At 69.4% G+C, this 21,010-nt stretch carries 24 protein-coding genes; 12 read left to right on the forward strand and 12 right to left on the reverse strand.

Annotated features, from left to right (window positions below; genetic code table 11):
* Together ACE3TA_RS22130 and ACE3TA_RS22135 are read left to right on the forward strand one after the other, a co-directional pair.
* The coding region (locus ACE3TA_RS22130; RefSeq protein ID WP_374576492.1) for a glycosyltransferase at positions 1-620 on the forward strand (620 nt) is incomplete at its 5' end.
* Positions 621-658: 38 nt separating this feature from the next.
* On the forward strand, positions 659-1,216 hold the full coding sequence (locus ACE3TA_RS22135; RefSeq protein WP_374576493.1) for an NADPH-dependent FMN reductase: 558 nt from the start codon (positions 659-661) through the stop codon (positions 1,214-1,216).
* Between the two features lie 80 nt (positions 1,217-1,296).
* On the opposite strand, the gene ACE3TA_RS22140 is transcribed toward ACE3TA_RS22135, so the two are convergent.
* The 5 genes from ACE3TA_RS22140 to phnC all read right to left on the reverse strand — a co-directional run bounded on the left by ACE3TA_RS22140 (position 1,297) and on the right by phnC (position 6,492).
* Complete coding sequence (locus ACE3TA_RS22140; protein ID WP_374576494.1) at positions 1,297-2,349, reverse strand: substrate-binding domain-containing protein; 1,053 nt, start codon at positions 2,347-2,349, stop codon at positions 1,297-1,299.
* Between the two features lie 25 nt (positions 2,350-2,374).
* Positions 2,375-3,646 (reverse strand): OprO/OprP family phosphate-selective porin, encoded by a 1,272-nt coding sequence (locus ACE3TA_RS22145; protein WP_374576495.1) that lies wholly within the window; start codon positions 3,644-3,646, stop codon positions 2,375-2,377.
* A gap of 238 nt (positions 3,647-3,884) precedes the next feature.
* On the reverse strand, positions 3,885-4,694 hold the full coding sequence (phnE, locus tag ACE3TA_RS22150) for a phosphonate ABC transporter, permease protein PhnE (protein WP_374576496.1): 810 nt from the start codon (positions 4,692-4,694) through the stop codon (positions 3,885-3,887).
* Positions 4,694-5,701 carry a phosphate/phosphite/phosphonate ABC transporter substrate-binding protein gene (gene phnD, locus ACE3TA_RS22155; protein ID WP_374576497.1) on the reverse strand — a complete coding sequence of 336 codons (1,008 nt, stop codon included), beginning with the start codon at positions 5,699-5,701 and terminating at the stop codon, positions 4,694-4,696. The genes phnE and phnD overlap by 1 nt, the downstream gene beginning before the upstream one ends.
* Positions 5,698-6,492, reverse strand: coding sequence for a phosphonate ABC transporter ATP-binding protein (gene phnC, locus ACE3TA_RS22160; RefSeq protein ID WP_374576498.1), 795 nt, complete (start codon positions 6,490-6,492; stop codon positions 5,698-5,700). Before phnC ends, phnD begins: the two co-directional genes overlap by 4 nt.
* Before the next feature lie 286 nt (positions 6,493-6,778).
* Between phnC and ACE3TA_RS22165 the strand changes: the two genes are divergently transcribed.
* Positions 6,779-7,996 carry a type III PLP-dependent enzyme gene (locus tag ACE3TA_RS22165; RefSeq protein ID WP_374576499.1) on the forward strand — a complete coding sequence of 406 codons (1,218 nt, stop codon included), beginning with the start codon at positions 6,779-6,781 and terminating at the stop codon, positions 7,994-7,996.
* 97 nt (positions 7,997-8,093) lie between these two features.
* A complete protein-coding gene (locus ACE3TA_RS22170; RefSeq protein ID WP_374576500.1) occupies positions 8,094-9,158 on the forward strand; it encodes a deoxyhypusine synthase in 1,065 nt (354 codons plus the stop codon).
* A 58-nt stretch (positions 9,159-9,216) separates the two neighbouring features.
* On the opposite strand, the gene ACE3TA_RS22175 is transcribed toward ACE3TA_RS22170, so the two are convergent.
* The gene (locus ACE3TA_RS22175; RefSeq protein ID WP_374576501.1) at positions 9,217-9,555 is read right to left on the reverse strand and encodes a hypothetical protein; all 339 of its coding nucleotides are present in this window, start codon (positions 9,553-9,555) and stop codon (positions 9,217-9,219) included.
* A gap of 139 nt (positions 9,556-9,694) precedes the next feature.
* Between ACE3TA_RS22175 and ACE3TA_RS22180 the strand changes: the two genes are divergently transcribed.
* The gene (locus tag ACE3TA_RS22180) at positions 9,695-10,504 is read left to right on the forward strand and encodes a phosphatase PAP2 family protein (protein WP_374576502.1); all 810 of its coding nucleotides are present in this window, start codon (positions 9,695-9,697) and stop codon (positions 10,502-10,504) included.
* 6 nt (positions 10,505-10,510) lie between these two features.
* Here the strand turns inward: ACE3TA_RS22180 and ACE3TA_RS22185 are convergent, their stop codons facing one another.
* The 3 genes from ACE3TA_RS22185 to ACE3TA_RS22195 all read right to left on the reverse strand — a co-directional run bounded on the left by ACE3TA_RS22185 (position 10,511) and on the right by ACE3TA_RS22195 (position 12,842).
* Positions 10,511-11,503 (reverse strand): TauD/TfdA family dioxygenase, encoded by a 993-nt coding sequence (locus tag ACE3TA_RS22185; protein ID WP_374576503.1) that lies wholly within the window; start codon positions 11,501-11,503, stop codon positions 10,511-10,513.
* Positions 11,504-11,578: 75 nt separating this feature from the next.
* The gene (locus tag ACE3TA_RS22190) at positions 11,579-12,004 is read right to left on the reverse strand and encodes an ArsI/CadI family heavy metal resistance metalloenzyme (RefSeq protein WP_374576504.1); all 426 of its coding nucleotides are present in this window, start codon (positions 12,002-12,004) and stop codon (positions 11,579-11,581) included.
* Between the two features lie 256 nt (positions 12,005-12,260).
* Positions 12,261-12,842, reverse strand: a complete 582-nt coding sequence (locus ACE3TA_RS22195) for a TetR family transcriptional regulator (protein WP_374576505.1) — start codon at positions 12,840-12,842, stop codon at positions 12,261-12,263.
* 82 nt (positions 12,843-12,924) lie between these two features.
* Here ACE3TA_RS22195 and ACE3TA_RS22200 point away from each other — a divergent pair, with 82 nt between their 5' ends.
* The 3 genes from ACE3TA_RS22200 (at position 12,925) to ACE3TA_RS22210 (ending at position 15,134) form a co-directional block, all read left to right on the forward strand.
* On the forward strand, positions 12,925-13,374 hold the full coding sequence (locus tag ACE3TA_RS22200; RefSeq protein WP_374576506.1) for a cupin domain-containing protein: 450 nt from the start codon (positions 12,925-12,927) through the stop codon (positions 13,372-13,374).
* Positions 13,375-13,487: 113 nt separating this feature from the next.
* Positions 13,488-14,732, forward strand: coding sequence for a DUF1254 domain-containing protein (locus ACE3TA_RS22205; RefSeq protein WP_374576507.1), 1,245 nt, complete (start codon positions 13,488-13,490; stop codon positions 14,730-14,732).
* Positions 14,733-15,134, forward strand: coding sequence for a GFA family protein (locus ACE3TA_RS22210; protein ID WP_374576508.1), 402 nt, complete (start codon positions 14,733-14,735; stop codon positions 15,132-15,134).
* Positions 15,135-15,277: 143 nt separating this feature from the next.
* On the opposite strand, the gene ACE3TA_RS22215 is transcribed toward ACE3TA_RS22210, so the two are convergent.
* From ACE3TA_RS22215 to ACE3TA_RS22225, 3 genes are all read right to left on the reverse strand, one after another.
* Positions 15,278-15,568, reverse strand: coding sequence for a DUF1330 domain-containing protein (locus ACE3TA_RS22215; protein WP_374576509.1), 291 nt, complete (start codon positions 15,566-15,568; stop codon positions 15,278-15,280).
* A 215-nt stretch (positions 15,569-15,783) separates the two neighbouring features.
* Positions 15,784-16,566, reverse strand: a complete 783-nt coding sequence (locus tag ACE3TA_RS22220; RefSeq protein WP_374576510.1) for a molybdopterin-dependent oxidoreductase — start codon at positions 16,564-16,566, stop codon at positions 15,784-15,786.
* Positions 16,563-17,309, reverse strand: coding sequence for a cytochrome b/b6 domain-containing protein (locus ACE3TA_RS22225; RefSeq protein WP_374576511.1), 747 nt, complete (start codon positions 17,307-17,309; stop codon positions 16,563-16,565). The genes ACE3TA_RS22220 and ACE3TA_RS22225 overlap by 4 nt, the downstream gene beginning before the upstream one ends.
* Before the next feature lie 81 nt (positions 17,310-17,390).
* On the opposite strand from ACE3TA_RS22225, the gene ACE3TA_RS22230 reads away from it, so the two are divergent.
* From ACE3TA_RS22230 to ACE3TA_RS22245, 4 genes are all read left to right on the forward strand, one after another.
* Positions 17,391-18,323: a thioesterase family protein gene (locus ACE3TA_RS22230; RefSeq protein ID WP_374576512.1), complete on the forward strand. Its 933-nt coding sequence runs from the start codon at positions 17,391-17,393 to the stop codon at positions 18,321-18,323.
* Between the two features lie 129 nt (positions 18,324-18,452).
* Positions 18,453-18,743, forward strand: coding sequence for a hypothetical protein (locus ACE3TA_RS22235; protein ID WP_374576513.1), 291 nt, complete (start codon positions 18,453-18,455; stop codon positions 18,741-18,743).
* Between the two features lie 61 nt (positions 18,744-18,804).
* A complete protein-coding gene (mnmD, locus tag ACE3TA_RS22240) occupies positions 18,805-20,559 on the forward strand; it encodes a tRNA (5-methylaminomethyl-2-thiouridine)(34)-methyltransferase MnmD (RefSeq protein ID WP_374576514.1) in 1,755 nt (584 codons plus the stop codon).
* A gap of 60 nt (positions 20,560-20,619) precedes the next feature.
* The gene (locus ACE3TA_RS22245) at positions 20,620-20,997 is read left to right on the forward strand and encodes a DUF6491 family protein (RefSeq protein ID WP_374576515.1); all 378 of its coding nucleotides are present in this window, start codon (positions 20,620-20,622) and stop codon (positions 20,995-20,997) included.
* The last annotated feature ends 13 nt before the right edge of the window (positions 20,998-21,010 follow it).

The raw sequence follows: 21,010 nt of genomic DNA on the forward strand, positions 1-21,010 counted from the left end.
GCGGCGTGGACACCGAGCAGTTCCACCCCAAACGGGACGACGAGCCGGATGTGTTCGCCGATCTGCCGCGGCCCATCTTCCTGTCCGTGGGCCGGGTGGCGGTGGAAAAGAACATCGAGGCCTTCCTTGGGCTGGACCTGCCGGGCTCCAAGGTGGTGGTCGGCGACGGCCCTCAGAAGGAGGAGCTGGAGGCCAAGTACCCCAACGTCCGCTTCACCGGCGCCAAGTTCGGCGATGAGCTCGCAGCCCACTTCTCCTGCGCCGACGTCTTCGTCTTCCCCTCGCTCACCGACACCTTCGGCCTGGTGATCCTGGAGGCCATGGCGGCGGGCACGCCGGTGGCGGCCTATCCGGCCCCCGGCCCCATCGACATCATCCCGAACTCCGGCGCCGGGGTGCTGGCCTCCAGCGCCACGGAGGGCCTGCGCGAGGCCTGCCTCGAGTGCCTGAAACTTGACCGGAAGCGGGTGCGCCAGTTCGCCGAAGGCTTCTCCTGGCGAGCCTGCGCCGAGGATTTCGTGCGCAACCTGCAGCCCTATCCGGAGCCGGAGAAGACCCGGTTCTGGCGCAAGTTGCGGCGGCTGGCCCGCGTGCGGCGCCGCCGGCCCGAGGCGGCTTAGGGCTTTTCCGGAATCGCGGGGCGCCTCAGCCTCGCCCTATGCGTATTCTCGCCATCTCCGGCAGCCTGCGGACCGCGTCCGGCAACAGCCGCCTGATCGAGGCGCTCCCCGCCCTGGTTCCGCCGGGCGTCGAGGTGGTGATCTGGCGCGGGCTGGACACCCTGCCCTATTTCAATCCCGACCTGGATGGTGAGACCCCGCCGACCGCCGTTGCGGAGCTCCGTCGGCAGGTGGGCCTGGCTCACGGCCTGGTGATCTGTTCGCCCGAATACGCCCACGGGGTCTCCGGCGCGATGAAGAACGCCCTGGACTGGCTGGTCTCCAGCCTGGAGTTCCCGGCCATTCCGCTGGCCCTGATCAACGCGGCGCCCCGGGCCGTCCACGCCATCGCCCACCTGAGGGAGACCCTCACCACCATGTCGGCGGCGTTCGTGGAGGCCGCCTGCGTGACCGTGCCGCTGCAGGGCCGCGACCTGTCGCCGGCGCAGATCCCGGAGGTCCCGGAGGTGGGTGGGGTGCTGGCCAGGGCCATGGCGGACTTCTGCGCGGCGCTTCCCGCCCTCCAGGCCCAGCGGCTGTTCGACAACCGGTCCTGAAACGGAAATCGCCGCGGCCCCTTTCGGGACCGCGGCGCTCTCCTCGGACGCCGACTGGGATCGGCGATCCTTTGTCTGCCTTAGGCGGCGGGACGCGCCATCGGCGGCAGCTTCTGGGCGGCCTGCTTCTGGGCGTCGTGCATGCCGGCCGGCAGCGGGATCAGGCCCCGCGACTGCAGGTAGCCGCCCCGACCCGTCGCCGCGTCGGAGACGAACTCGTTGACGAACTCCTGCAGGCCCTGGGTAACCCCGATATTGGCCTTCTTCACATAGATGAAGAGCGAGCGCGCCAGCGGGTAGGACCCGTCGGCGATGGTGTTCGGCGAGGGCTTCACGCCGTTCACCGAGGCGCCCTTGATCTTGTCCATGTTCTCTTCGAGGTAGGACCAGCCGAAGACGCCGAGCGAGCCCGGGGTCTTGGTCAGGGTGCCGACGATGGCGTTGTCGTTCTCGCCAGCGTCCACCCAGCCGTCCTTGCGGAGCGGGTCGACCAGTTCCTTGAACTTCTTCTCGTTGTCCGAACGGATCGCGTCGGCGGTCGGGAACTTCCGGGCGCCGGCCTCGATGGCCAGTTCGACGAAGGCGTCACGGGTGCCGGACGACGGCGGCGGGCCGTAGACCAGGATGCTGTTGCCCGGCAGGCCGGAGCCCACTTCGTCCCAGGTCTTGTAGGGGTTCGGGACAAACTGGCCGAAGCGCAGAACCTTGGCCGCCAGGCCCAGATAGAGCTGCTCGGTCTTGAAGGCGTAGTCCGCGCCGTCCTTGTCGGTGGCGATGACGATGCCGTCGAAGCCGATCTTGATCTGGACGATGTCCTTCACGCCCTTGGCGGCGCACTGGTCGAACTCGGACTTCTTCATCGGACGCGAGGCGTTGGCGATGTCCGGGAAGCCGTCGCCGGTGCCCGAGCAGAACAGCTTGATGCCGCCGCCGGTGCCGAGGCTTTCGATCTTCGGGGCCTTCTTGCCGGTCTTCTTGGCGTAGTTCTCAGCCACGCGGGTGGCGAAGGGGAACACGGTCGAGGAACCGGCGGCCCAGACATAGTCCCGGGCGGCCCAGGCGTCGGTCCCGACGCCCATGAGGGCGGCGGCGGCCACGCAGCCGAGCAGCGCCTTGGTTTGCTTGGTCTTCATGACAAATCTCTCCTGATCGCCCGGACTAGAAGTCCATCTGGGCGCGCATCTGGAACTGGTTGATCTTCACGTCCCGGCCGGGGCCGGGGTTGTCGATGTCGGCGCTGGTGTAGTTGGCCTGCAGACGGACGTAGGACGTCGGGTAGTAGTTGGCGCCCAGGGTCCAGCCCTTGTACTTGCCGGCGTCCTGCGACAGCGTGCGGCCGGCCGCGGTGGTCGCGGTCGAGTAGGCGTCGGTCAGGTCGGCGTAGTCGTAGCGGGCCAGCAGCTCCAGGCCGCCCAGACCACCAGCGGTGATCGGGTCGACGATCTTCGGACGACCGAACTCGCCCTTCGTGGCGTCGTAGTTGCGGCTTTCGCCGGTGGGCCAGAAGCTGACGAACGCGTAGCCGACCTTCACGTCCGGGTCGCCGCCGACGGCCACGGTGTTCAGGCGGTTGACCTTGATGTCGGCGTATTCGCCCTGGACCGAGAAGTTGTTGTGAACCCAGGCGGCTTCGACACCGTAGGTGACGTCGGTGTCGCCGATGCCGCCGGTCGAGTAGTAGCGGCCCGAGTCGCCGTAGCCGGTGCTCGGACGACCGGCGTAGCTGAAAGCGCTCTCGTCGCCGTGGTTGCGGTAGCGGGCGAAGCCGCCGAGGTGAACCTTGTCCACGTCGGTCAGGATCGGCGCGTAGGAGCCGCGAACCGTGTAGCCGATCCGCTCCTTGGAGCCCGGATTGGCGGCGGTGGTGTTGTTCACGTCGCCGGAGTTCAGGGAGTTGCCCTGCACGGCGCCCGTCAGGGTCCAGTTGAGGCCGTTCACCTTGGCGACCACGGAGGCCAGGTAGCTGTCCGGACCCATGTCGCCGTACGGACCGCGGTCCATGAAGCTGAGGAAGCGGGTGGAGGTCAGGTTCTCAAGGCCGGCGGCCTTGATGTTGCCGACCATGATCGAGGTCCACTCGTTCGGCTTGAACTCGATGACCACGTCATCCCAGGACCAGGCCCCGCCGTTCACGGCGCCGCCTTCGGCCTTGTAGGCGATGTAGTTGTTCAGCTTGCCCTCGACGCCCAGGAACGCCTGGCGGCCGCGGATGTTGGAGGTCTGGTAGTCGGCCAGCGGCGCGACCCGGTCCACGTCCTGGAACACGTAGTCGATCAGCAGGCGGCCGCGGACCTTGAACTGCACGTCGTCGTTGGTCCATTGCGGCGCGCCCTTCCAGGCGACCGTGGTGTCCTGGGCGCTGGCGGCCGTGGCCGCCAGAGCGGACACGCAAAGCGCCGCCCCGGCGCAAAGCGCGGTCTTGATCTTCATTTGTCAGGATCCTTGTTGGCTGTCCCCGTGAGCCTCTTCAGGCTTAGGCGCGGCTTAGCGACGTCCTGTGACGGTCCGGACAAACATCCATGACAGTGGGTTTGCGGTTATGTGACAGTTTTTCCGCACAAGGAGCGACGGCCGGCCGCGAGCAGCGCACAAGCCGCGGATTCATCTCGACAAATCGTGATTTTGGCCCGCGGTGCCGAGAGCGTGGCGCCGCGGTCACACACGGCCCTCAGAGCAGGCGGGCGCGGATCGTCTGGCTGAGCAGGTCGATCAGGGTCACGGCCACGACGATGACGATCGCGATGGCGGACACCTGGGCGTAGGCGAAGGAGTTCAGGCTCTCGAACAGGGTCTGACCGATGCCGCCGGCGCCGATCAGGCCCAGCACGGTGGCCGAGCGGGAGTTCGATTCGAAACGGTAGAGCGCATAGGAGCTCCAAAGCGGCGCGACCTGGGGAATGACGCCCCAGACCACTTCCTGCAACGGGGTGGCGCCGGTGGCCCGTACGCCTTCCACCGGGCCGCGGTCGATGGATTCGACAGCCTCGGAGAACAGCTTGGCCAGCACGCCGCCCGTGTTGAGCGCGAGCGCCATGACGCCGGCGAACGGACCCAGGCCCACGGCGACGATGAACAGCATGCCGATCACCAGGTCCGGGACCGAGCGCAGCAGGTTCATCAGCAGGCGCATGGGCTGCTGCAGCCAGGCCGGCGAGACGTTTCGGGCGCAGGCGAGGCCGAACGGAATCGCCAGGATCACCGCCAGGACGGTGCCCCACAGGGCGATCTGCACCGTCAGCCACATCTGGGAGACATAGAGCTTCCAAAGACCGAAGTCGGGCTTGATCAGCTCCTGGCCGAACTGACGCATGTTCTCCGAGTTGGTGAACAGCATCGGCAGCCGGCGCATCTCCACCGGACCGAAGGCCACGACCAGCATCGCGATGACGCCACCCCAGACCAGGAAGTCAGGAGCGCGCTGCACGAGGCTGCGGCTGGGCGGCGGCGGGACCGCCTGCGAGGAGGTCTGGGAGCTCATCAGGCGTCCGGATTTGTAGCGCGATGCTGGGCGGCCTTGGCCTGGATCTCGGCCAGGGCCTTCTCGGCGGCGGCGATCTTGGCGGCGTCGCCGGAGCGGCGCGCGTCAACCAGGGCCTCGGCGGCCTCCATCTCGCGCACGGGATCGAGATAGCTGTCGTCGGCGGGGCGGAAACCGCCATAGGCGAGGCCCTTCAGGACCTCACGCTGCTTGTCGGCCTTGGGGCCCGTGCCGGTCCCATAGGTCAGGAAGAACTGGCGCATCTTCTCGCGGATGGCCGGGTCGAGGTCCTTGCGGGCGACGATGGAGCTTTCCGGCAGGGGCGGCGAGGACCAGATCACCTCGACCTTCTCGGCGATCTGCGGGTTGTCGCGCTTGGCGAACACCAGCCCCACGGAGTTGTTGGTGGCCACGTCGAGCACGCCGTTGGCCACGGCGAAGACATTGGCCTGGTGGCTGCCCGAGCGCACGGTCTTGAAGCACTTGGCCGGCTCGATATTGCGCGGAGTGAACAGGTAGGCCTTGGGGGCCAGTGTGCCCGAGGTCGACTTGGCGTCGCCCATGCCGAAGTTCAGCGACTTGTCGCACTTCAGCACCTTGTCGAGGGTGATGCCGGCGCCCTTGCGGGCGATCAGCACGGATTCATAGGAGTCCACGCCGCCCGAATCGACCACGCGGCCGAGGATCTCGCCGTTGGCGCGCTCGGTGGCCTCAAGGGCCGGCACCGCCGAGAACCAGCCCACCTGGACCTGGTTGAAGCGCATGGCTTCGATCAGGGAGGTATAGTTCGAGGCGAAGAACGGCTTCACCGGCACGCCGATATAGGCGCTCATATCGTCGATCAGCGGCTGCCACAGGGGGCCCATGGACTGCTGATTCTCGGCCGACAGGATGGAGAAGGTGAGCTCCTTCGGCGTCGCCGATTTCGGCGCCTCCGACTTGCCGCATCCGGAGAGGGCGAGGGCCGCGGCGACGCCGAGACCGGTGATCAGGCTGCGACGGATCATTCGGGGGCTCCTTCCCAGAAGACGTCTTCAAATTCGGGACCGTAGATGTCGATAAGGCGCGCACGGTCCAGGCCGCTGGCCGGGCCGTCATAGACGAGCTTGCCCGCCTTCAGCGCGACGACCCGCTTGCAGTAGCGGGTGGCGTAGTCGACCTGGTGCAGGGTGACGACCACGGTCAGGCCGTCGCTGGCGTTCAGGTCGGCGAGCAGTTCCATCACCTTGCGCGCGGAGACGGGGTCGAGGGAGGCCACCGGTTCGTCGGCCAGGATGACCTTGGCCTTCTGGACCAGGGCGCGGGCGATGGCGCCGCGCTGCTGCTGGCCGCCGGAGAGCGTATTGGCCCGCTGGCCGGCGTAATCGGCGACGCCCACGCGCGCCAGGGCCGCCATGGCGGCTTGCTTGGTCTCCTTCGGCCACAGGCCGAACAGGCCGCGGATCACCGGGATCCGGCCGAGCGAGCCCAGGGCGACATTGCTGAACAGCGTCAGACGGCCGACCAGATTGAACTGCTGGAAGATGAAGCCGATGCGGATGCGGACCTCGCGCACCTTCTTCGACACCTTGCCGGCGGTCTGCACCGGCTGGCCGAAGGCCTCGATCACACCGGGCCCGGCGTCGATGGTCTGCAGGCCCGTGATCGAGCGCAGCAGCGTCGACTTGCCCGACCCGGAGGGGCCGATGAGGGCGATCATCTCGCCGCGGGAAATATTGAGGGAAACCCCGTCGAGCGCCTTGCGGGCGCCGAAGCTCTTGGAGGCGTTCCGCACGGTCAGAACGGCGGCGTCAGACATGGATGGCGAGGGTTCCTCGGGATCGTCGCGCGACAGGCCAAGCGCGCTTGATCGCGCAGCCCTGCGACGGCTTCATGACACGGAGGCCCGCCCGCGGTCCAGCGTCCGTTAACGCGCGGACCTGTCACACGCCCTAGGGTCTTTACATCGCCACAAATAACACCTATCTCGCGCGCTCCGGCGGACCCGATGTCCTCAAAAGCGCTGCTAACGCCGGCTAGGTTCAACAATCCGTTGGGGGTTGCGTGAGGTGCAAAGGTGCCATACGCCCCTGGACCTGGTCCGCATGCGGGCGCCCGAACGACCTGTCGCCATTGCGCGACCGGACGCGGTGGCCGTAGCGGCGCGCTGGTTCCAGGACAATTTCAAAGGCGACGTCTTCTACGCTGTTAAGGCGAACCCTTCGCCGTGGGTCATCGAGACCCTGGCCGCGAATGGGGTGACGTCCTTCGATGTGGCTTCGATCCGCGAGATCGAGCTGGTCGCGCAGCACGCGCCCGGGTCCCGCATGGCCTTCATGCACCCGGTCAAGAGCCGCGCCGCCATCTCGTCCGCCTATTTCGACCACGGAATCCGGACCTTCTCGTTGGATTGCCACGAGGAGCTGGAGAAGATTCTCGACGCCACGGGCGGCGCCAAGGACCTGAACCTGATGGTTCGCCTGGCCGTCGCCGCCGACGGCGCGGCCTATTCCCTGGCCGGCAAGTTCGGGATCGATCCGCTGCAGGCGCCCAGCCTGCTGCTGGCCGCGCGCCGCGCGACCCAGGAGCTGATGGGCGTGGCCTTCCACGTGGGCAGCCAGTGCATGCGTCCCACCGCCTACCAGGCGGCCATGACCCAGGCCTCGCGCGCCCTGGTCCGCGCCGGCGTCTTCGCCGATGTGGTCGACGTGGGCGGCGGCTTCCCGTCGGTCTATCCCGGCATGACCCCGCCGGCCCTCGTTGACTACATGGACTCCATCGAGCGCGGCTTCGCCGAGATGATGGTCCACGAGACCACGGAGCTGTGGTGCGAACCCGGCCGGGCCCTGGTGGCGGAAGCCTCCTCGGTGCTGGCCAAGGTCGAGCTGCGCAAGGGCGACGCCCTCTATCTGAACGACGGCTCCTACGGGACCATGTTCGATGCGGCCCACGCCAAGTGGCCGTTCCCGGTGAAGCTGATGCGCCGCCAGGACGAGGACGCCATCGAGGTCGAAGGGCCGCTGAAGCCCTTCCGCTTCTACGGACCGACCTGCGATTCCATCGACCACATGCCCGGCCCGTTCTGGCTGCCCGAGGACGTCCGCGAGGGCGACTATATCGAGATCGGCATGCTGGGCGCCTATGGCGTGGCGATGAGCACGGGCTTCAACGGCTTCGGCGAGGTCGAAAGCATCGCGGTCGAGGACGCGCCCATGGCGTCCATGTACGGCCTGGCCCGGCGCTCCATCGCCAAGCCGCGCGCCGAGACCCAGAACGTCGTGAAGCTGTCGCGGGCCCGGGGCAAGAAGCGCCGCAAGAGGTAGTCCGCAAGGCGAAACAGCTCAGGCGCGGCCGGTCGCTCCGTCCCGGTCGCGCCTTTCTATTTGGACGGGCGCTCAAACTCTTCGAGGACCCTAGAGAATGACCGCTGACGTCGCGAATTCGAACCGCAAGGCCCAACTGCTCTCTACCACCGTCGAGCATGTGGCCATCGACCAGTACGACGCCCGGCCGGTGATCGACGCCATGCGTCAGATGAGCTTCACCAGCCGCGACACCGCCCGCGCCGCCGACATCCTGTCCCTGTCGCTGGAAGACGCCGGCTGCTCGACCTGGCTCATCCTGGCCGGCTCCACCAGCGCCGGCGGCTGCATGCACATCTACCGCGACATGGTGAAGTACGGCCTGACCGACGTGGTCGTGGCCACCGGCGCCTCCATCGTCGACATGGATTTCTTCGAAGCCCTCGGCTTCAAGCACTATCAGTCGGAAGCCCAGAACCCGGTCGACGATCGTGAGCTGCGGGCGATGTACATCGACCGCATCTACGACACCTATATCGACGAGGAAGAGCTGCAGGCCTGCGACGAGACCATCTTCCAGCTCTGCAACGCGCTGGAGCCGCGCCCCTATTCCAGCCGTGAATTCATCCACGAAATGGGCAAGTGGCTGGCCGCCGGCAACGCCAAGAAGCCCGACAGCCTGATCGAGACCGCCTACAAGGAAGGCGTGCCGATCTTCTGCCCGGCCTTCGTGGACTCGTCCGCCGGCTTCGGCCTGGTCAAGCACCAGGTCGAGCGCATGAAGGAGGGCAAGCCCTACCTGACCATCGACGCCGTGGCCGACTTCCGCGAACTGACCGACATCAAGATCGCGGCGGGCACCACCGGCCTGTTCATGGTGGGCGGCGGCGTGCCGAAGAACTTTGCCCAGGACACCGTGGTCTGCGCCGAAATCCTCGGCCACGAGGTCGACATGCACAAGTACGCCGTCCAGATCACCGTCGCCGACGTGCGCGACGGCGCCTGCTCGTCCTCGACGCTCAAGGAGGCCTGCTCCTGGGGCAAGGTCGATGTGACCTGGGAGCAGATGGTGTTCGCCGAAGCCACCACCGTGGTGCCGCTGATCGCCTCGGACGCCTGGCACCGCGGCTCGTGGAAGACCCGCGAGCGCCGCCGCTGGGCCAAGCTGTTCGTGAAGGCCTGAACCGCACGACGGACCTGATCGAGGGCCCCTCTCCGGAGGGGCCCTTTTTCGTTGGGCCTCAGGACAGGCGGCGGTCCTCGGACCTTCCGTCGCCGCTGACGGCCCCGATGATCCCGCCCACGGTCAGCATCAGCAGGGCCGGGTTCAGCCGCAGGCGCCCCGGCAGGAACACCGCGATCCCCATCAGGAATAGGATCAGGGGCGACAGCAGGATCAGGATCGAGGTGGCGATCGGCGCGGCGATGCGGATCGGACGCCGGGACCTGGCCACCACCCGCCAGCGCAGGCGTTCCGCCCGCTCGCCCATGGCCGCGAACCGGCCGAGCGTCCCGCGGCGAGGGGCGGCCGGCGCCGTCTCGGCGCGCAGGACAGGGGGCTGGGGCGTCTCGTCGTTCACGGGGCCTCCGATGGCGCCAGTCTAGACCCAAACGCGGCCGAAACGCAGCCCGATCCGGGTCCTGAGCGCCCTGGCCTCGCCCGGCCCGGGCGGGCATCATGCCGCCAACACTATGGCGAGATGATTTGGGGGGACCGACATGGACAGGAAACACGCGACCGCGGGCGCGATCATCGCCCTGAGCCTGGCGGCCATCGCCGGGGGCGCGGCCATCGCCCAGGCGCCTCAGGCCCCCAAGCCGGCGTCCGGCGGCTATCTCGGCGCCTCGGCCCCCGACACCTATCGCATCCTGCCCCAGGCCCCGGTCGCCGGCACGATCCGCTATGAGGCCGACCGCAAGGCCTTCCTCGCCACTCGCAATCTGAAGGACACCCCGCGCTGGGCCCTGGCCATCGAGGACGTCAACCAGTTCACCATGCCCAAGCACATGGCCTGCGCCCTTGGGGTCGAACTGACCGCCCAGAACGCGCCCAAGACCTTGGCCATCCTGTCCAAGATGGCGCCTGACGTCGGCTACGCCACCAACCACCCCAAGGACATCTACGGCCGCAAGCGCCCCTACCTGATCGACGAAGGTCCGATCTGCGTCGACAAGAGCGAGGCCCTGGCCGCCAGCCCCGACTATCCGTCGGGCCACGCCACCTGGGGCTGGACCGTGGCCCTGGTGCTGGCCGAGCTGGCGCCGGACCGGGCCACCGAGATCCTCATCCGCGGCCGAGCCTTCGGCGAGAGCCGCATGGTGTGCGGCGTCCACAATATGAGCGCCGTCGAAGCCGCCCGCACCAACGCCTCGGCCCTGGTCGCCGGCCTGCATGGCTCGGCCCAGTTCCGCGCCGATATGGACGCGGCCCGCGAGGAGGTCGCCAAGGCGCGCGCCGCCGGCCCCGCCCCGGATCCGGCCGCCTGCGCCAAGGAAGTCGAGCTCACCAAGTCGGCCCCCTACAACTGACGCCGCTCACTCCCCGGGGGCGACGCCCTTGCGCAGGGCCGCGTCGCCGGCGCTGAAAGCCTCCTCGACAAGCCACAAGCGCAGCAGGTGGCGTCTGCGCTCCGGCTCGGGCCAGTCCTCGTATTCGGTGCGCTTGTGCAGGACGGCGGCGTTCTTCAGGAACTGCATGTCGCCGGGCTGGAAGCTCATGTCCAGGTAAAGGGCCGGGTCATTGGCCGTGGTCTCGATGAAGGCCAAGGCCTCCTGCTGGGCCCCCGTCAGGCGCGGAGTCTCGGCGTGCTGCTGGCTCTCGCGGATGTACCAGGCGATGAAGAAGGTCCTCAGGCGATCGCCGTCCCAGCGGCAGATCGGCAGGTCGAACCAGGGCCGCTGGCCGGGCTTGTGCTGGCCCTGAGTGTCGAAGGGAAAGGGTTCGAACAGCACCGGGATCAGGTCCGACCGCTCGGCCAGCATGCGGTTGAAGATGGCCGGCGAGCTGACGATGCGGCTGACCCCGCCGGACTTCGCCGACTTCAGGCAGAACAGGCCGATGATGTCGGCGCCGTCGGTATGGAAGTCCTGCTCGGCCCGGGTCTTGTAGAGCCGCACGCCATAGGCGGCCGGGTCGGCGCCGGTGTCGCGGATGTGGCCGATGAGGTCGCCGTCGGTGTTCTGGGAGATGGCCCGCCCCAGATGCAGGCCCAGACCCCAATAGACCTCGGCCAGGGTGGTCTCGTCGTGGGCCTCGACCGGAAAGCCGCGCAGCAGGACGAAGCCCCGGCCGCGATCCAGCTCGGCCAGCCAGCCGGCGATCCTCGCCGCCAGGCCCGGAAGGGGGAAATCGGCCCGCGTCCAGTCCCGCATGGGCTTGCCGGTCGACAGGGCGCTCCGGCGCGCGGCCAGCAGCTCATCGGTCTCGGCCGGGCTCAGCGGCTGCAGCCAACCGCCTTCGGCGGCCATGGCGGGGCCGGTCCAGGCGTCGGGGGTGAGGATCGGGCCGTCCGGCAGGGGATGGGACATGAGCGGGCCTTCTAGGACAGGGCGGACGGCGGCTCCTGAAAGGATGGGCGCCGCCGTCCAGGGGCGCAATGCGGATCAGCCGCAGCAGGCCGTGGCCGGCGCCGGAGCCGGCGCTTCGGCCAGGTCCTCGCCGTACGTCACCGCCTCGCCGAAGGTGTAGAAGGTCTCCCAGCGCAGGCCCGCCGGGTCGCTGACCCAGCTCTTGTCCGACTTGGCGTAGCAGCAGGTCGTGGCCTCCTGGTCGAAGGTCTCGGCGCCGGCCGCCTTCAGCCGGCCGGCCAGCTCGGCGAGCTCGGCGGGACTGTCCACCTGGACCCCCACATGCTCGAGGCCGGCCGCCCGGTCGCGCTGGGAGATGGCGAAGTTCACGCGCGGGTCGTCGATCAGCCACTTGGCGTAGTCGGCCTTGGTCACCGTGGGGCCGACGCCGAACAGGGTGGAATAGAAAGCGATCGACTGGTCGAGGTCGGGGACGCTCACATGCAGGTGGAGACGCTTCATGGGGAACTCCTGGGCTTGAGATGAGATTCAATATTTCCAGAATTCTCGAATTGTTAAGCGCGCGAAGCTTGGCGGGGTTCCGGCGGCGGAAAATCACAGGGGGGCAGGAGTGGGCGGCGCTAGGCTGAGCGCTCGCGCACCCAAGGTCTCACGGGATCGACGGAACGCGTAGCGGAATCGCCCCACTGTCTTTGACGTCAACATGGACGAAGGGTGTGGCGGAGAGCGGCAAGCTCCGATTTCTCCCCCTCTTCAATTATTTAGCAGATTCCAGCCCGTCCAGGGTCTGCGCGATGACCGTCCGGGCCGCGCGGGCGGCCTCCGCCAGATCGAAGCCGAAATAGGTGCGGTAGTACCACCAGGTCGAGGCGATCACGTGGTAGTGGATGTTGGCCGCCGCGATCCGGCGATCGGCCGCCGACCGCGCCGGCGCCAGGGCGTCCACGATTCCCTGGATCGCCGTGAGCCGCCCCGCCGCGTCGGTGCTGCGCACCCGCTCATAGAGCTCGGAATGTAGGGCTGCGCGGGTCAGGTCGGCCTTGGCCTCGAAGGCGGCGTAGACCGCGGCGGGGTAGGCCAGAAGGCTGTCGCGGTCGGTCGGCAGGGGCGGAAAGTCCATGCGCCGGGCGTATTCGGCCGCAGCCCCGTTCAGCAGATCCTCCCGCGCCGCATAGTAGCGGAACACCGTCCGCTCCGAGATCCCCGCCCGCCGGGCCACGCCGCGTACGGTGAGGGGTTCAGACGGCGCCGCCGCCAGTTCGTCCAGGGCCGCCTCCAGGATCACCTTCTGGGTCAGGTCCGCATGCCGAGAGGCCAGGCTCGCGGGCGGATTTGACATACTGTCTGACATTGAGATATTCACCGTGACATTCATTCAGAGCATATGACTCTGACCACCTGACCGCAAGGAGGAGACCCCCATGGGCGAGCCCCTGATCGTGAAGTCCGGCGAGGGCGAGACCCTGGATGTGCTGGGCGTGACCATCCGCTTCCTGAACCGGGCCGAGGACACGGCCAAGGCCTGGTCGCTGATGGAGAACATCATCCCCGAAGGCGCCGGCCCGCCGCCGCACTTCCATCCCTGGGGCGAGGCCTACTACCTGATCTCCGGCGAGGTGGAGTTCCAGGTGGGCGATGAGACCCTGCGCGTCTCCGGCGGCGACTTCGTCTATGCGCCCGCCAACACGGTGCACGCCTTCCATGGGGTGTCGAAGGCGCCGGCGCGCATGCTGATCTTCGATGCGCCCGCCCACGCCGAGGGCTTCTTCAAGGAGATCGACCGCGAGGTGCGCAAGATGCCCGACGACCTGGCCAAGATGCCGGCTATCGGCGACCGGCACCAGGTGACCTTCCTGCCGCCCCCGGCCTGAGGGCCGTCCGCGCCTCCGGTGATCCGCCAGGTCACCGGATCGGGGCCGCGCGCCCTGACGCGGACCTCCAGCGCCGCTATGCTCGGCCCCAGACGCGCCGGGAGGAAGACGCCATGAGCCTTGCAGACCTGACGGAAGCGGCCCGCGCCGCCTACATCTTCACCCTGCCGCTCATGGAAGTGGCCTCGCCCCGGACGCAGGGCTTCTCCGGCGGCGCCCCCACCAACCAGCTGGCCCACACCCGCGACATCGTCGACCACACGGCGCGCGGGATCACCACGCCCAACAACGACACCCTCTATTCCTCGGCCCACCTGGACCTGGCCCAGGGGCCCGTGCGCCTGACCCTGCCGCCCACTGGGGAGCGCTACATCTCGCTGGCGCTGATGGACGCCTACACCAACAACTTCATGATCCTGGGGACCCGGACCACCGGCGGGGGCGGCGGGACCTGGACCCTGATCGGTCCGGATGCTCCTCGGCCCGCGGGCGAGCGGGTGATCCGGGCTCCCACCCGTCACGTCTGGGCCCTGTACCGCATCCTGGTGGATGGCGAGCACGACCTGGCGGCTGCGCGGGCGGTGCAGGACGGCCTGGGGCTGGAGGCTGGCCCTGGCGAGGGGCCGGGCCCCGTGGCCCTGCGGGACGCCGGCTGGGCCGACTATCTGAGGAGCGCCATTCGACTGATGGGCATGAACCGGCCCTTCGCAGACGACGAGGCCATGCTGGCGCGCATGGCCCCGCTGCATCTCGAGGCCTTCGATCCGGGGCGCTTCTCCCCGCAGGAGGTCGAGGCCATCGAGGCCGGATTCGCCCTGGCCCGCAGCCAGTCCCTGCGCAGCGGCCTGAAGGGCCCGACCTTCATCGACGGCTGGAGCTATCCCTATGGCCGCCTTGGAAACTTCGGCCAGGAGTACGGCTATCGCGCCACCATCGCCCTCGGCGGCCTGGCGGCTCTGCCGCCCGAGGAAGCCATGTACATGCGCGCCCGGGGCAACATGCCCAGGGCCCTGTTCGACGGCTCGCGGGCCTATCGCCTGCGCTTCGCCGCCGACCGACTGTTGCCGGTGGACTCGTTCTGGTCGCTGTCGCTGTACGAGGCCACCGCGGATGGCCAGTTCTTCTTCGCCGACAACCCGATCCGCCGCTACTCCATCGGCGACCGCACCCCCGGCCTGACGCACAATGAGGACGGTTCGCTGGACATCTGGATCGGCCACGCTGATCCGGGCCCCGACCGCCGCGCCAACTGGCTGCCGGCGCCGGACCAGCCCTTCGCCCTGTTCCTGCGCGCCTACCTGCCCAAGCCGGAACTGCTGCACGGCGCATACCGGCTGGCGCCCGTGGAGGAGATCTAGATGCTGACCGGAAGCTGTCTGTGCGGCGCCGTCGCCTATGAGGCCGAGGCCGACCTCAGCGGGATCATCCACTGCCATTGCGAGACCTGCCGCAAGGCCCACGGCGCGGCCTTCTCCAGCATCGGGGCCGTGCCGAAGGCGGCCTTCCGCTGGACGCGGGGCAAGGCGCTGCTGAGCGCCTATGACTCCTCGCCCGGCAAGACCCGGCGGTTCTGTTCCCGCTGCGGCTCGCAGCTCACGGCCGAGCGAGCGGAGTCCGATCAGGTGATGCTGCGCCTGGGCTGCCTGGACACGCCGGTGAAGGTCGAGCGCCAGTGGCACATCTGGCGCTCGGACGGCGCCAGCTGGTACGACCCCGAGGAGGCTCATCCCCTGCTGCCGGAGGGGATGAAGCGGGAGTGAAGCCCCATCCCTTGCGTCATCCCGCGAAGGCGAGAATCCAAGCTGGGTCTGCCGATGGCCCTGCGTGGCTGGCTGTCCCCAGGAAGATTGAACCACGAACGACACGAAAAACACGAACGGGTTTGCGCCGATCCTGGTCTCGATCAGGGCTCGCCCTCAACCATGAGCAGGCGGCTGATGGTGGAGCGGTGGCGCCGGGCGAACAGGTCCTGGGCCTCGGGGTCCGTGAGGAAGGCCCGCGCGTGATCCTGTGAGGGGAACTCCAGGATCACCAGCCGGTTCGGCGACCAGTCGCCCTCCAGCACCACCGGATCTGCGCCCTTAGAGGCGTAGCGGCCGCCGTGTTTGGCGATGAAGGCCGGGATGGCGTCGACATAGGGCAGGAAGTCCCGCAGGTCGTTCACCGTCAGATCGAGGACCAGATAGGCGGTCATGGGCGGCTCCGTTGCGGGGTGAGCTTGCCGGGACGTGGCGCCGGGCGCCAGTTCCCCTCACCGCTCATCCCCGCGAAGGCGGGGATCCATGCTGAGGTTGGTTCGCGCCACAGACCGTCGAATTCCGAGAGGGCGTTGGGTTCCATCTCGCCGACGGCGGCCAAGTGACCCGCGCCGCCTAGATTCCCGCCTTCGCGGGAATGAGCGGCTGGGGGCTAAACCCCCGCGTACCACTCATAGCCCCGGTCCTCCCAGAAGCCGCCCTTCCCGCCGGCGATGTGGGTGAAGTCGGCGACGGCTTCGATGCGGGCGAGGTACTTGGCGTGCTTGTAGCCGAGCTGGCGCTCGACGCGCAGGCGCAAGGGCGCCCCGTGGGCGACCGGCAGGGCCGCGCCGTTCATGGCGTAGGCGAGGATGGTCTGGGGGTGGTGGGCGTCGACGAGGTCGAGGCTTTCGTAATAGCGGCCCAGTTCGCCGGCGCTTTCGTCCAGGCTGTCGAAGCAGTGGAAGACCAGGAAGCGGGCCTCGGGCTTCAGGCCGGCGCGGTCGAGCAGGGGCGAGAGGCGCGCGCCCGTCCACTGGCCGATGCTGGACCAGCCCTCGACGCAGTCGTGGCGGGTGATCTGGGTGCGGGCGGGCGCCGCGCGCAGGTCGGCGAGGCTCAAGGCCAGAGGCCGCTCCACCAGGCCGTCGATGATGAGGCGGTAGTCCGCAAAACCCTTGGCGAGATGGGCGCGGTAGGCGGGATCGCGCGGGCTGATGGAGCCGTTGGCGCGGAAGTCGCGGGAGATGTCGGCGGGGGTGAATTCCTTGGCCAGCGCCATGCGGGCCTGCAGGCTGCGCTGGGTCCGGTAGGTCAGGCCCTCGGCCTTGGCGATGACGCCGGTGACCTTGCGGTTGGCGTTCAGCCTGTCGACCACCCGGTCGCAGGCGGCGGTGGCGAGGGCCAGGCCCGAGGCGGCCAAGCCCTGGAGCCAGGTGCGGCGCGGAAGGCTCATGGCTGGGCTCCCTTGCGGCCGCGGATCGCGACGGCGGCGACCATGGCCAGGTGGACGAGGACGAAGGCGACCACCAGGCTCGCGCAGATGAAATGGATGGACCGGGCCGACTGGCGGCCGCCGAACAGCTCCACGAGCCAGGGCCAGGCGGCGTTCATGCCCGGCGACATGGTCAGGCCGGTGGCGACCATCAGCGGCAGGACGGCCAGGACCATGCCCAGATAGGACAGCTTCTGCAGGGTGTTGAGGCCGGGGGCGAAGCGGAGGCGGGCGTGATCGGCGATCTCGCGGGCCAGGTGGCCGGGGGTGAGTTCATCGCGGGCGGGGAAGAAGCGGCGCCCGCGGCCGGTGGCGGCGTTGGCGGTGAGGTAAACCGCGCCGTTCAGCACCAGCACCCAGGCGAAGAAGAAGTGCCAGCGCCGGCCGCTGGCCAGGTCGCGATAGCTGGGCAGGGTCGCCCAGGCCGGGAAGCCGCGCGGCTCGCCCGCCGCGCCGGAGACCCCGAACAGGCCGGTGGTGTCGAGCCGGACGGATCCGATCTGGGTGACGCCATAGGCGCGGTCGGCGGCCTCGATCATGCCCATCTGCAGCCAGGGCGTATCAAAGGTCGACTTCTGGCCCCAGTAGAGGGCCGGGTGGGCATTGAACACCTGCAGGCCGCTCATCACCAGGACCAGGATGGCGAGCGCGTTCACCGCATGGGTCAGGCGCACCAGAAGCGGCTTGTCGCCGGGCGATCGCATGCGGGCTCCCTCTCTCCATTCGACAGTTCGCGGCAGGGGTACGGTCGGTTACACAGCCTAGATGAAAATCGGGGGATGGGCGTGAGCGAAGGCGTGGAAGTCTGGAGCGGCGGGGTCAATACCTGGGAATGCGACGAGATGGGCCATCTCAATGTCCGCTTCTGGGTGGCCAAGGCGTTTGAGGGCCTGGGCGGCCTGGCGCGGCTGATGGGCATGCCGCGGGCCTTCAGCGCCGAGGCCGAGGCGACCCTGGTGGTCCGCGAGAGCCACATGCGGTTCCTGAAGGAGGCGCATGCCGGCGCGGCCCTGACCATGACCGGCGGGGTCGTGGAGATGGGCGAGACCGACGCCCGGGTGCTGCTGGTCATCCGCCATCCGAACGGGGCCCCGGCGGCGACCTTCCAGATGGTGGTGGCGCACGCGACGGCCCGCGACCTGCGCCCCTTTCCCTGGCCCGCGCGGGTGCGGGCGGCCGCGGAGGCGCTGAGGATCGAGGTTCCCCCCTTCGCGGCGGCGCGCAGCATCGACCTGTCGCCGGTGGCGGCGCCGACCGCAAGCTGGCCCCGGGCCGAAGAGCTGGGCCTGACGCGCATCGGCATGGGCATGATCCAGCCGCACGAGTGCGACGTGTTCGGCCGCCTGCGCGGCGAGATGTTCATCGGCCGGGTCTCGGACGGGGTGGCCCGGCTGTTCGGCGAGAAGCGCCCCGGGCCGGCGCCGGTCGAGGGCCAGCCGGAGCCGCGGATCGGCGGGGCGGTGCTGGAATACCGCGTTCTGCACCTGGGATGGCCCAGGCCCGGCGACCATGTCGAGCTGCGCTCGGGCTTCGGCGGGGCCGAGACGCGGACCCGGCGGGTCTATCACTGGATGGTGGATCCGGCCAGCGGCCAGCCCTGGGCCAGCGCCGAGGCCGTGGTGATCAGCTTCGATCTGGACGCCCGCAAGGTGGTGGACATCACGCCAGAGGCCCTGGCCGCCTATCAGGCCCAGGCGATCCCGGGGATCGGGCTGTAGGCTCAGATGTGATCACGGCGACGTGAGTTCTGGGGTTGCCGCTGTCACAAACCGGGCCATAGTCGCGCGAGCGCCGGGCCCGCGGGTCGGGGCCGACGCCGCATGTTCACAAGGCAGGAAACCTTCCACATGACCTACCTCCGCACCATCCTGGCCGCCGGCGCCGCCGTCGCCGCCCTGTCCACCGCCGCCTGCAGCAAGCCCGCCGAGAAGGCCGACGCGGCCGCCGCCGAAGCCACCACCGAGGCCACCACCGCCGCGGCCGCCGCCGACACCGCCAGCGATGCGGCCGCCACCGCCGCCGACGCCGCCGCCGACGCCGCCAATGCGGCGGGCGACGCCGCGGCCGCCGCTCCGGCCCAGAGCGACGCCATGTCGGCCGCCATGGCGCCGGCGCCGGCCGAGGCGCCGAAGCACTAAGCGTCTGACGCGATTTCGCGTATGGAGGGCCGCCCGCTGGGGCGGCCCTTTTCATTTCGCCATGACCGATACGCCCATTCTCGACTGGACCGACGACGGCCATCCCCGCAGCCGCGTGTTCGGCGATATCTATTTCTCGCCCGAGGACGGCCTGGGCGAGAGCCGGGCGGTGTTTCTGGACGGCTGCGGGCTGCCAGCCGCCTGGGCGGGACGGCGACAATATGTGGTGGGCGAGCTGGGCTTCGGGGCCGGGCTGAACATCCTGGCCCTCATGGACCTCTGGCGCCGGGAAGGTCCGCCGGATGGACGGCTGTCGGTGTTCTCCATCGAGGCCTATCCGGTCGAGGCGGCCGACATGCTGCGCGCCGTGGCCCGCTGGCCTGAAATCGCCGACCTGGCCCAGATGTTGGCGCAGCGCTGGCCCGGACGGGCGCGCGGCTTCCACCGGGTGGAGTTTCCCGAGCTGAGGGTGGTGCTCGATCTGGCGGTGATGCCGGTGGAGGCGGCGCTGGAGGCCTGGGGCGGACGCGCCGACGCCTGGTTCCTGGACGGCTTCTCGCCGGCCCTGAACCCGCAGATGTGGTCGCCGGAGGTGATGGCCAAGGTGGCCGCCCGCTCGGCGCCCGGGGCGCGGGCGGCGACCTTCACCGTGGCCGGCGCCGTGCGGCGCGGCCTGCAGGTGGCCGGCTTCGAGGTGGAGAAGCGGCCCGGGTTCGGGCGCAAGCGCGAACGCCTGGCGGCCTGGCTGCCGGGGGTTCCGGCGGACGCGCCAAAGCCGAGCGTGGCGGTGGTGGGCGCAGGCATAGCCGGGGCCTCTGCCCTGCGCGCCCTGGCGGCCCTGGGAGTCGAGGCGGTGCTCATCGAGGCCGACGCCCCAGGGGCGGGCGGCTCAGGCAATCCGGCCGGGCTGGTGACACCCAGGCTGGACGCGGGGCTGGGCCCGGTCGCCGAGCTTGGGGCGCGGACCCTGGCTCGGGCGCGGGCGCTCTACGAAACGGTTCCAGGCGCGGTGATCGCCCGCGGCGTGCGCCAGCTGGCCGTCGATGACCGGGACGCGGTCCGCTTTGAGAAGATCGCGGCCAGCGACCTGTTCGAGCCCGGGGAGATGACCGCGGGCGACGGACTGGAGATGTCGGGCGCGCGGGTGGTCTCGCCCCGCGCCGTGCTCGCGGCTTGGGCGGCGGAGGTGGTGAGGGCCAGGGTGGCGGCGGTCGTCCGCGATGGCGGGGCCTGGCGCCTGGCCGACGCGGATGGCGCCGAGATCTGGCGCGGCGATGCGGTGATCCTGGCCAACGGCCCCGATCTGGCCCGGCTGTGGCCGCAGGTGGAGCTGACCCCCATCCGGGGCCAGGCGAGCTGGATCGACGGGCTGGAAGCCGTCGAGGCCGCGGCCTGGGGCGGCTATGTGGTTCCCACCGGCCAGGGCGTTCTTTTCGGGGCGACCCATGACCGCGAGGATACGGGAACCGAGGTGCGGGCCGAGGACCACCGCCGCAATCTTGAAACCCTGGCGCAGGCGCGGCCGGACCTGGCCTCCGGGATCGACCCGGAAAAGCTGCAGGGCCGGGCCAGTCTGCGGGCCGCCAGTCCGGACCGCCTGCCCCTGGCCGGCGCGCTTGCGGACGGCCTCTACGCCCTGGGCGGGTTCGGTTCCCGCGGCCTGGCCATGGCGCCCCTCTTGGCCGAGCACGTGGCGGCCAGCATCGCCGGCGCGCCCTCGCCCCTGCCCCGGCAGCTGTCGGCCCTGGTCGATCCGGAGCGCTTCCGCATCCGGGCGATGCGCAAAGGCCGTATTTCGGTCGCGACTTCGGGCTAGGCTGCCAGCCTCCTCGGCGGGGCGGCCGAGGCCATTCAAGCCAAATAGGAGTTGAGCCTCATGCGAAAGTTCATCCTGACCGGCGCCCTGGCCGCCGGCGCCCTCGTCACCCTCGGCGCTGCGGGCCCTGCGCCCAAGCAGGACCGCTGCTTCTGGACCCAGAGCGTCAGCAGCTTCTCGGCCCCGGACGACAAGACCGTCTATGTGCGGGTGGGCGTGAAGGAGGTCTGGCGGCTGGACCTGTTCGGGACCTGCCCGGACGTGCGCTGGAACAACGACATCGCCCTGGCCTCGCGGCCCGGCTCGTCGATCTGTTCGGCCCTGGACGCCACGATCATCACCCGCGGCCCCACGGGCCCGCAGCGCTGCCAGGTGAGCAAGATCACCAAGCTGACCCCGGAAGAGGCCGCGGCCCTGTCGTCGAAACAGAAGCCCTAGGCCCGGAAACGAA

Source organism: Phenylobacterium sp., assembly GCF_041916435.1.
Taxonomy (GTDB): domain Bacteria; phylum Pseudomonadota; class Alphaproteobacteria; order Caulobacterales; family Caulobacteraceae; genus Phenylobacterium.

What these genes read in the sequence shown, in the direction of transcription:
- ACE3TA_RS22205 (WP_374576507.1), top strand. Translation starts at nt 13,488, where the DNA reads ATGAGCCTTGCAGACCTGACGGAAGCGGCCCGCGCCGCCTACATCTTC.
- ACE3TA_RS22185 (WP_374576503.1), bottom strand. Translation starts at nt 11,503, where the DNA reads ATGTCCCATCCCCTGCCGGACGGCCCGATCCTCACCCCCGACGCCTGG.
- ACE3TA_RS22180 (WP_374576502.1), top strand. Translation starts at nt 9,695, where the DNA reads ATGGACAGGAAACACGCGACCGCGGGCGCGATCATCGCCCTGAGCCTG.
- ACE3TA_RS22195 (WP_374576505.1), bottom strand. Translation starts at nt 12,842, where the DNA reads ATGTCAAATCCGCCCGCGAGCCTGGCCTCTCGGCATGCGGACCTGACC.
- ACE3TA_RS22210 (WP_374576508.1), top strand. Translation starts at nt 14,733, where the DNA reads ATGCTGACCGGAAGCTGTCTGTGCGGCGCCGTCGCCTATGAGGCCGAG.
- ACE3TA_RS22190 (WP_374576504.1), bottom strand. Translation starts at nt 12,004, where the DNA reads ATGAAGCGTCTCCACCTGCATGTGAGCGTCCCCGACCTCGACCAGTCG.
- ACE3TA_RS22235 (WP_374576513.1), top strand. Translation starts at nt 18,453, where the DNA reads ATGACCTACCTCCGCACCATCCTGGCCGCCGGCGCCGCCGTCGCCGCC.
- ACE3TA_RS22145 (WP_374576495.1), bottom strand. Translation starts at nt 3,646, where the DNA reads ATGAAGATCAAGACCGCGCTTTGCGCCGGGGCGGCGCTTTGCGTGTCC.
- ACE3TA_RS22200 (WP_374576506.1), top strand. Translation starts at nt 12,925, where the DNA reads ATGGGCGAGCCCCTGATCGTGAAGTCCGGCGAGGGCGAGACCCTGGAT.
- mnmD (WP_374576514.1), top strand. Translation starts at nt 18,805, where the DNA reads ATGACCGATACGCCCATTCTCGACTGGACCGACGACGGCCATCCCCGC.
- ACE3TA_RS22220 (WP_374576510.1), bottom strand. Translation starts at nt 16,566, where the DNA reads ATGAGCCTTCCGCGCCGCACCTGGCTCCAGGGCTTGGCCGCCTCGGGC.
- phnD (WP_374576497.1), bottom strand. Translation starts at nt 5,701, where the DNA reads ATGATCCGTCGCAGCCTGATCACCGGTCTCGGCGTCGCCGCGGCCCTC.
- phnC (WP_374576498.1), bottom strand. Translation starts at nt 6,492, where the DNA reads ATGTCTGACGCCGCCGTTCTGACCGTGCGGAACGCCTCCAAGAGCTTC.
- ACE3TA_RS22225 (WP_374576511.1), bottom strand. Translation starts at nt 17,309, where the DNA reads ATGCGATCGCCCGGCGACAAGCCGCTTCTGGTGCGCCTGACCCATGCG.
- ACE3TA_RS22140 (WP_374576494.1), bottom strand. Translation starts at nt 2,349, where the DNA reads ATGAAGACCAAGCAAACCAAGGCGCTGCTCGGCTGCGTGGCCGCCGCC.
- ACE3TA_RS22135 (WP_374576493.1), top strand. Translation starts at nt 659, where the DNA reads ATGCGTATTCTCGCCATCTCCGGCAGCCTGCGGACCGCGTCCGGCAAC.
- phnE (WP_374576496.1), bottom strand. Translation starts at nt 4,694, where the DNA reads ATGAGCTCCCAGACCTCCTCGCAGGCGGTCCCGCCGCCGCCCAGCCGC.
- ACE3TA_RS22170 (WP_374576500.1), top strand. Translation starts at nt 8,094, where the DNA reads ATGACCGCTGACGTCGCGAATTCGAACCGCAAGGCCCAACTGCTCTCT.
- ACE3TA_RS22165 (WP_374576499.1), top strand. Translation starts at nt 6,779, where the DNA reads ATGCGGGCGCCCGAACGACCTGTCGCCATTGCGCGACCGGACGCGGTG.
- ACE3TA_RS22215 (WP_374576509.1), bottom strand. Translation starts at nt 15,568, where the DNA reads ATGACCGCCTATCTGGTCCTCGATCTGACGGTGAACGACCTGCGGGAC.
- ACE3TA_RS22245 (WP_374576515.1), top strand. Translation starts at nt 20,620, where the DNA reads ATGCGAAAGTTCATCCTGACCGGCGCCCTGGCCGCCGGCGCCCTCGTC.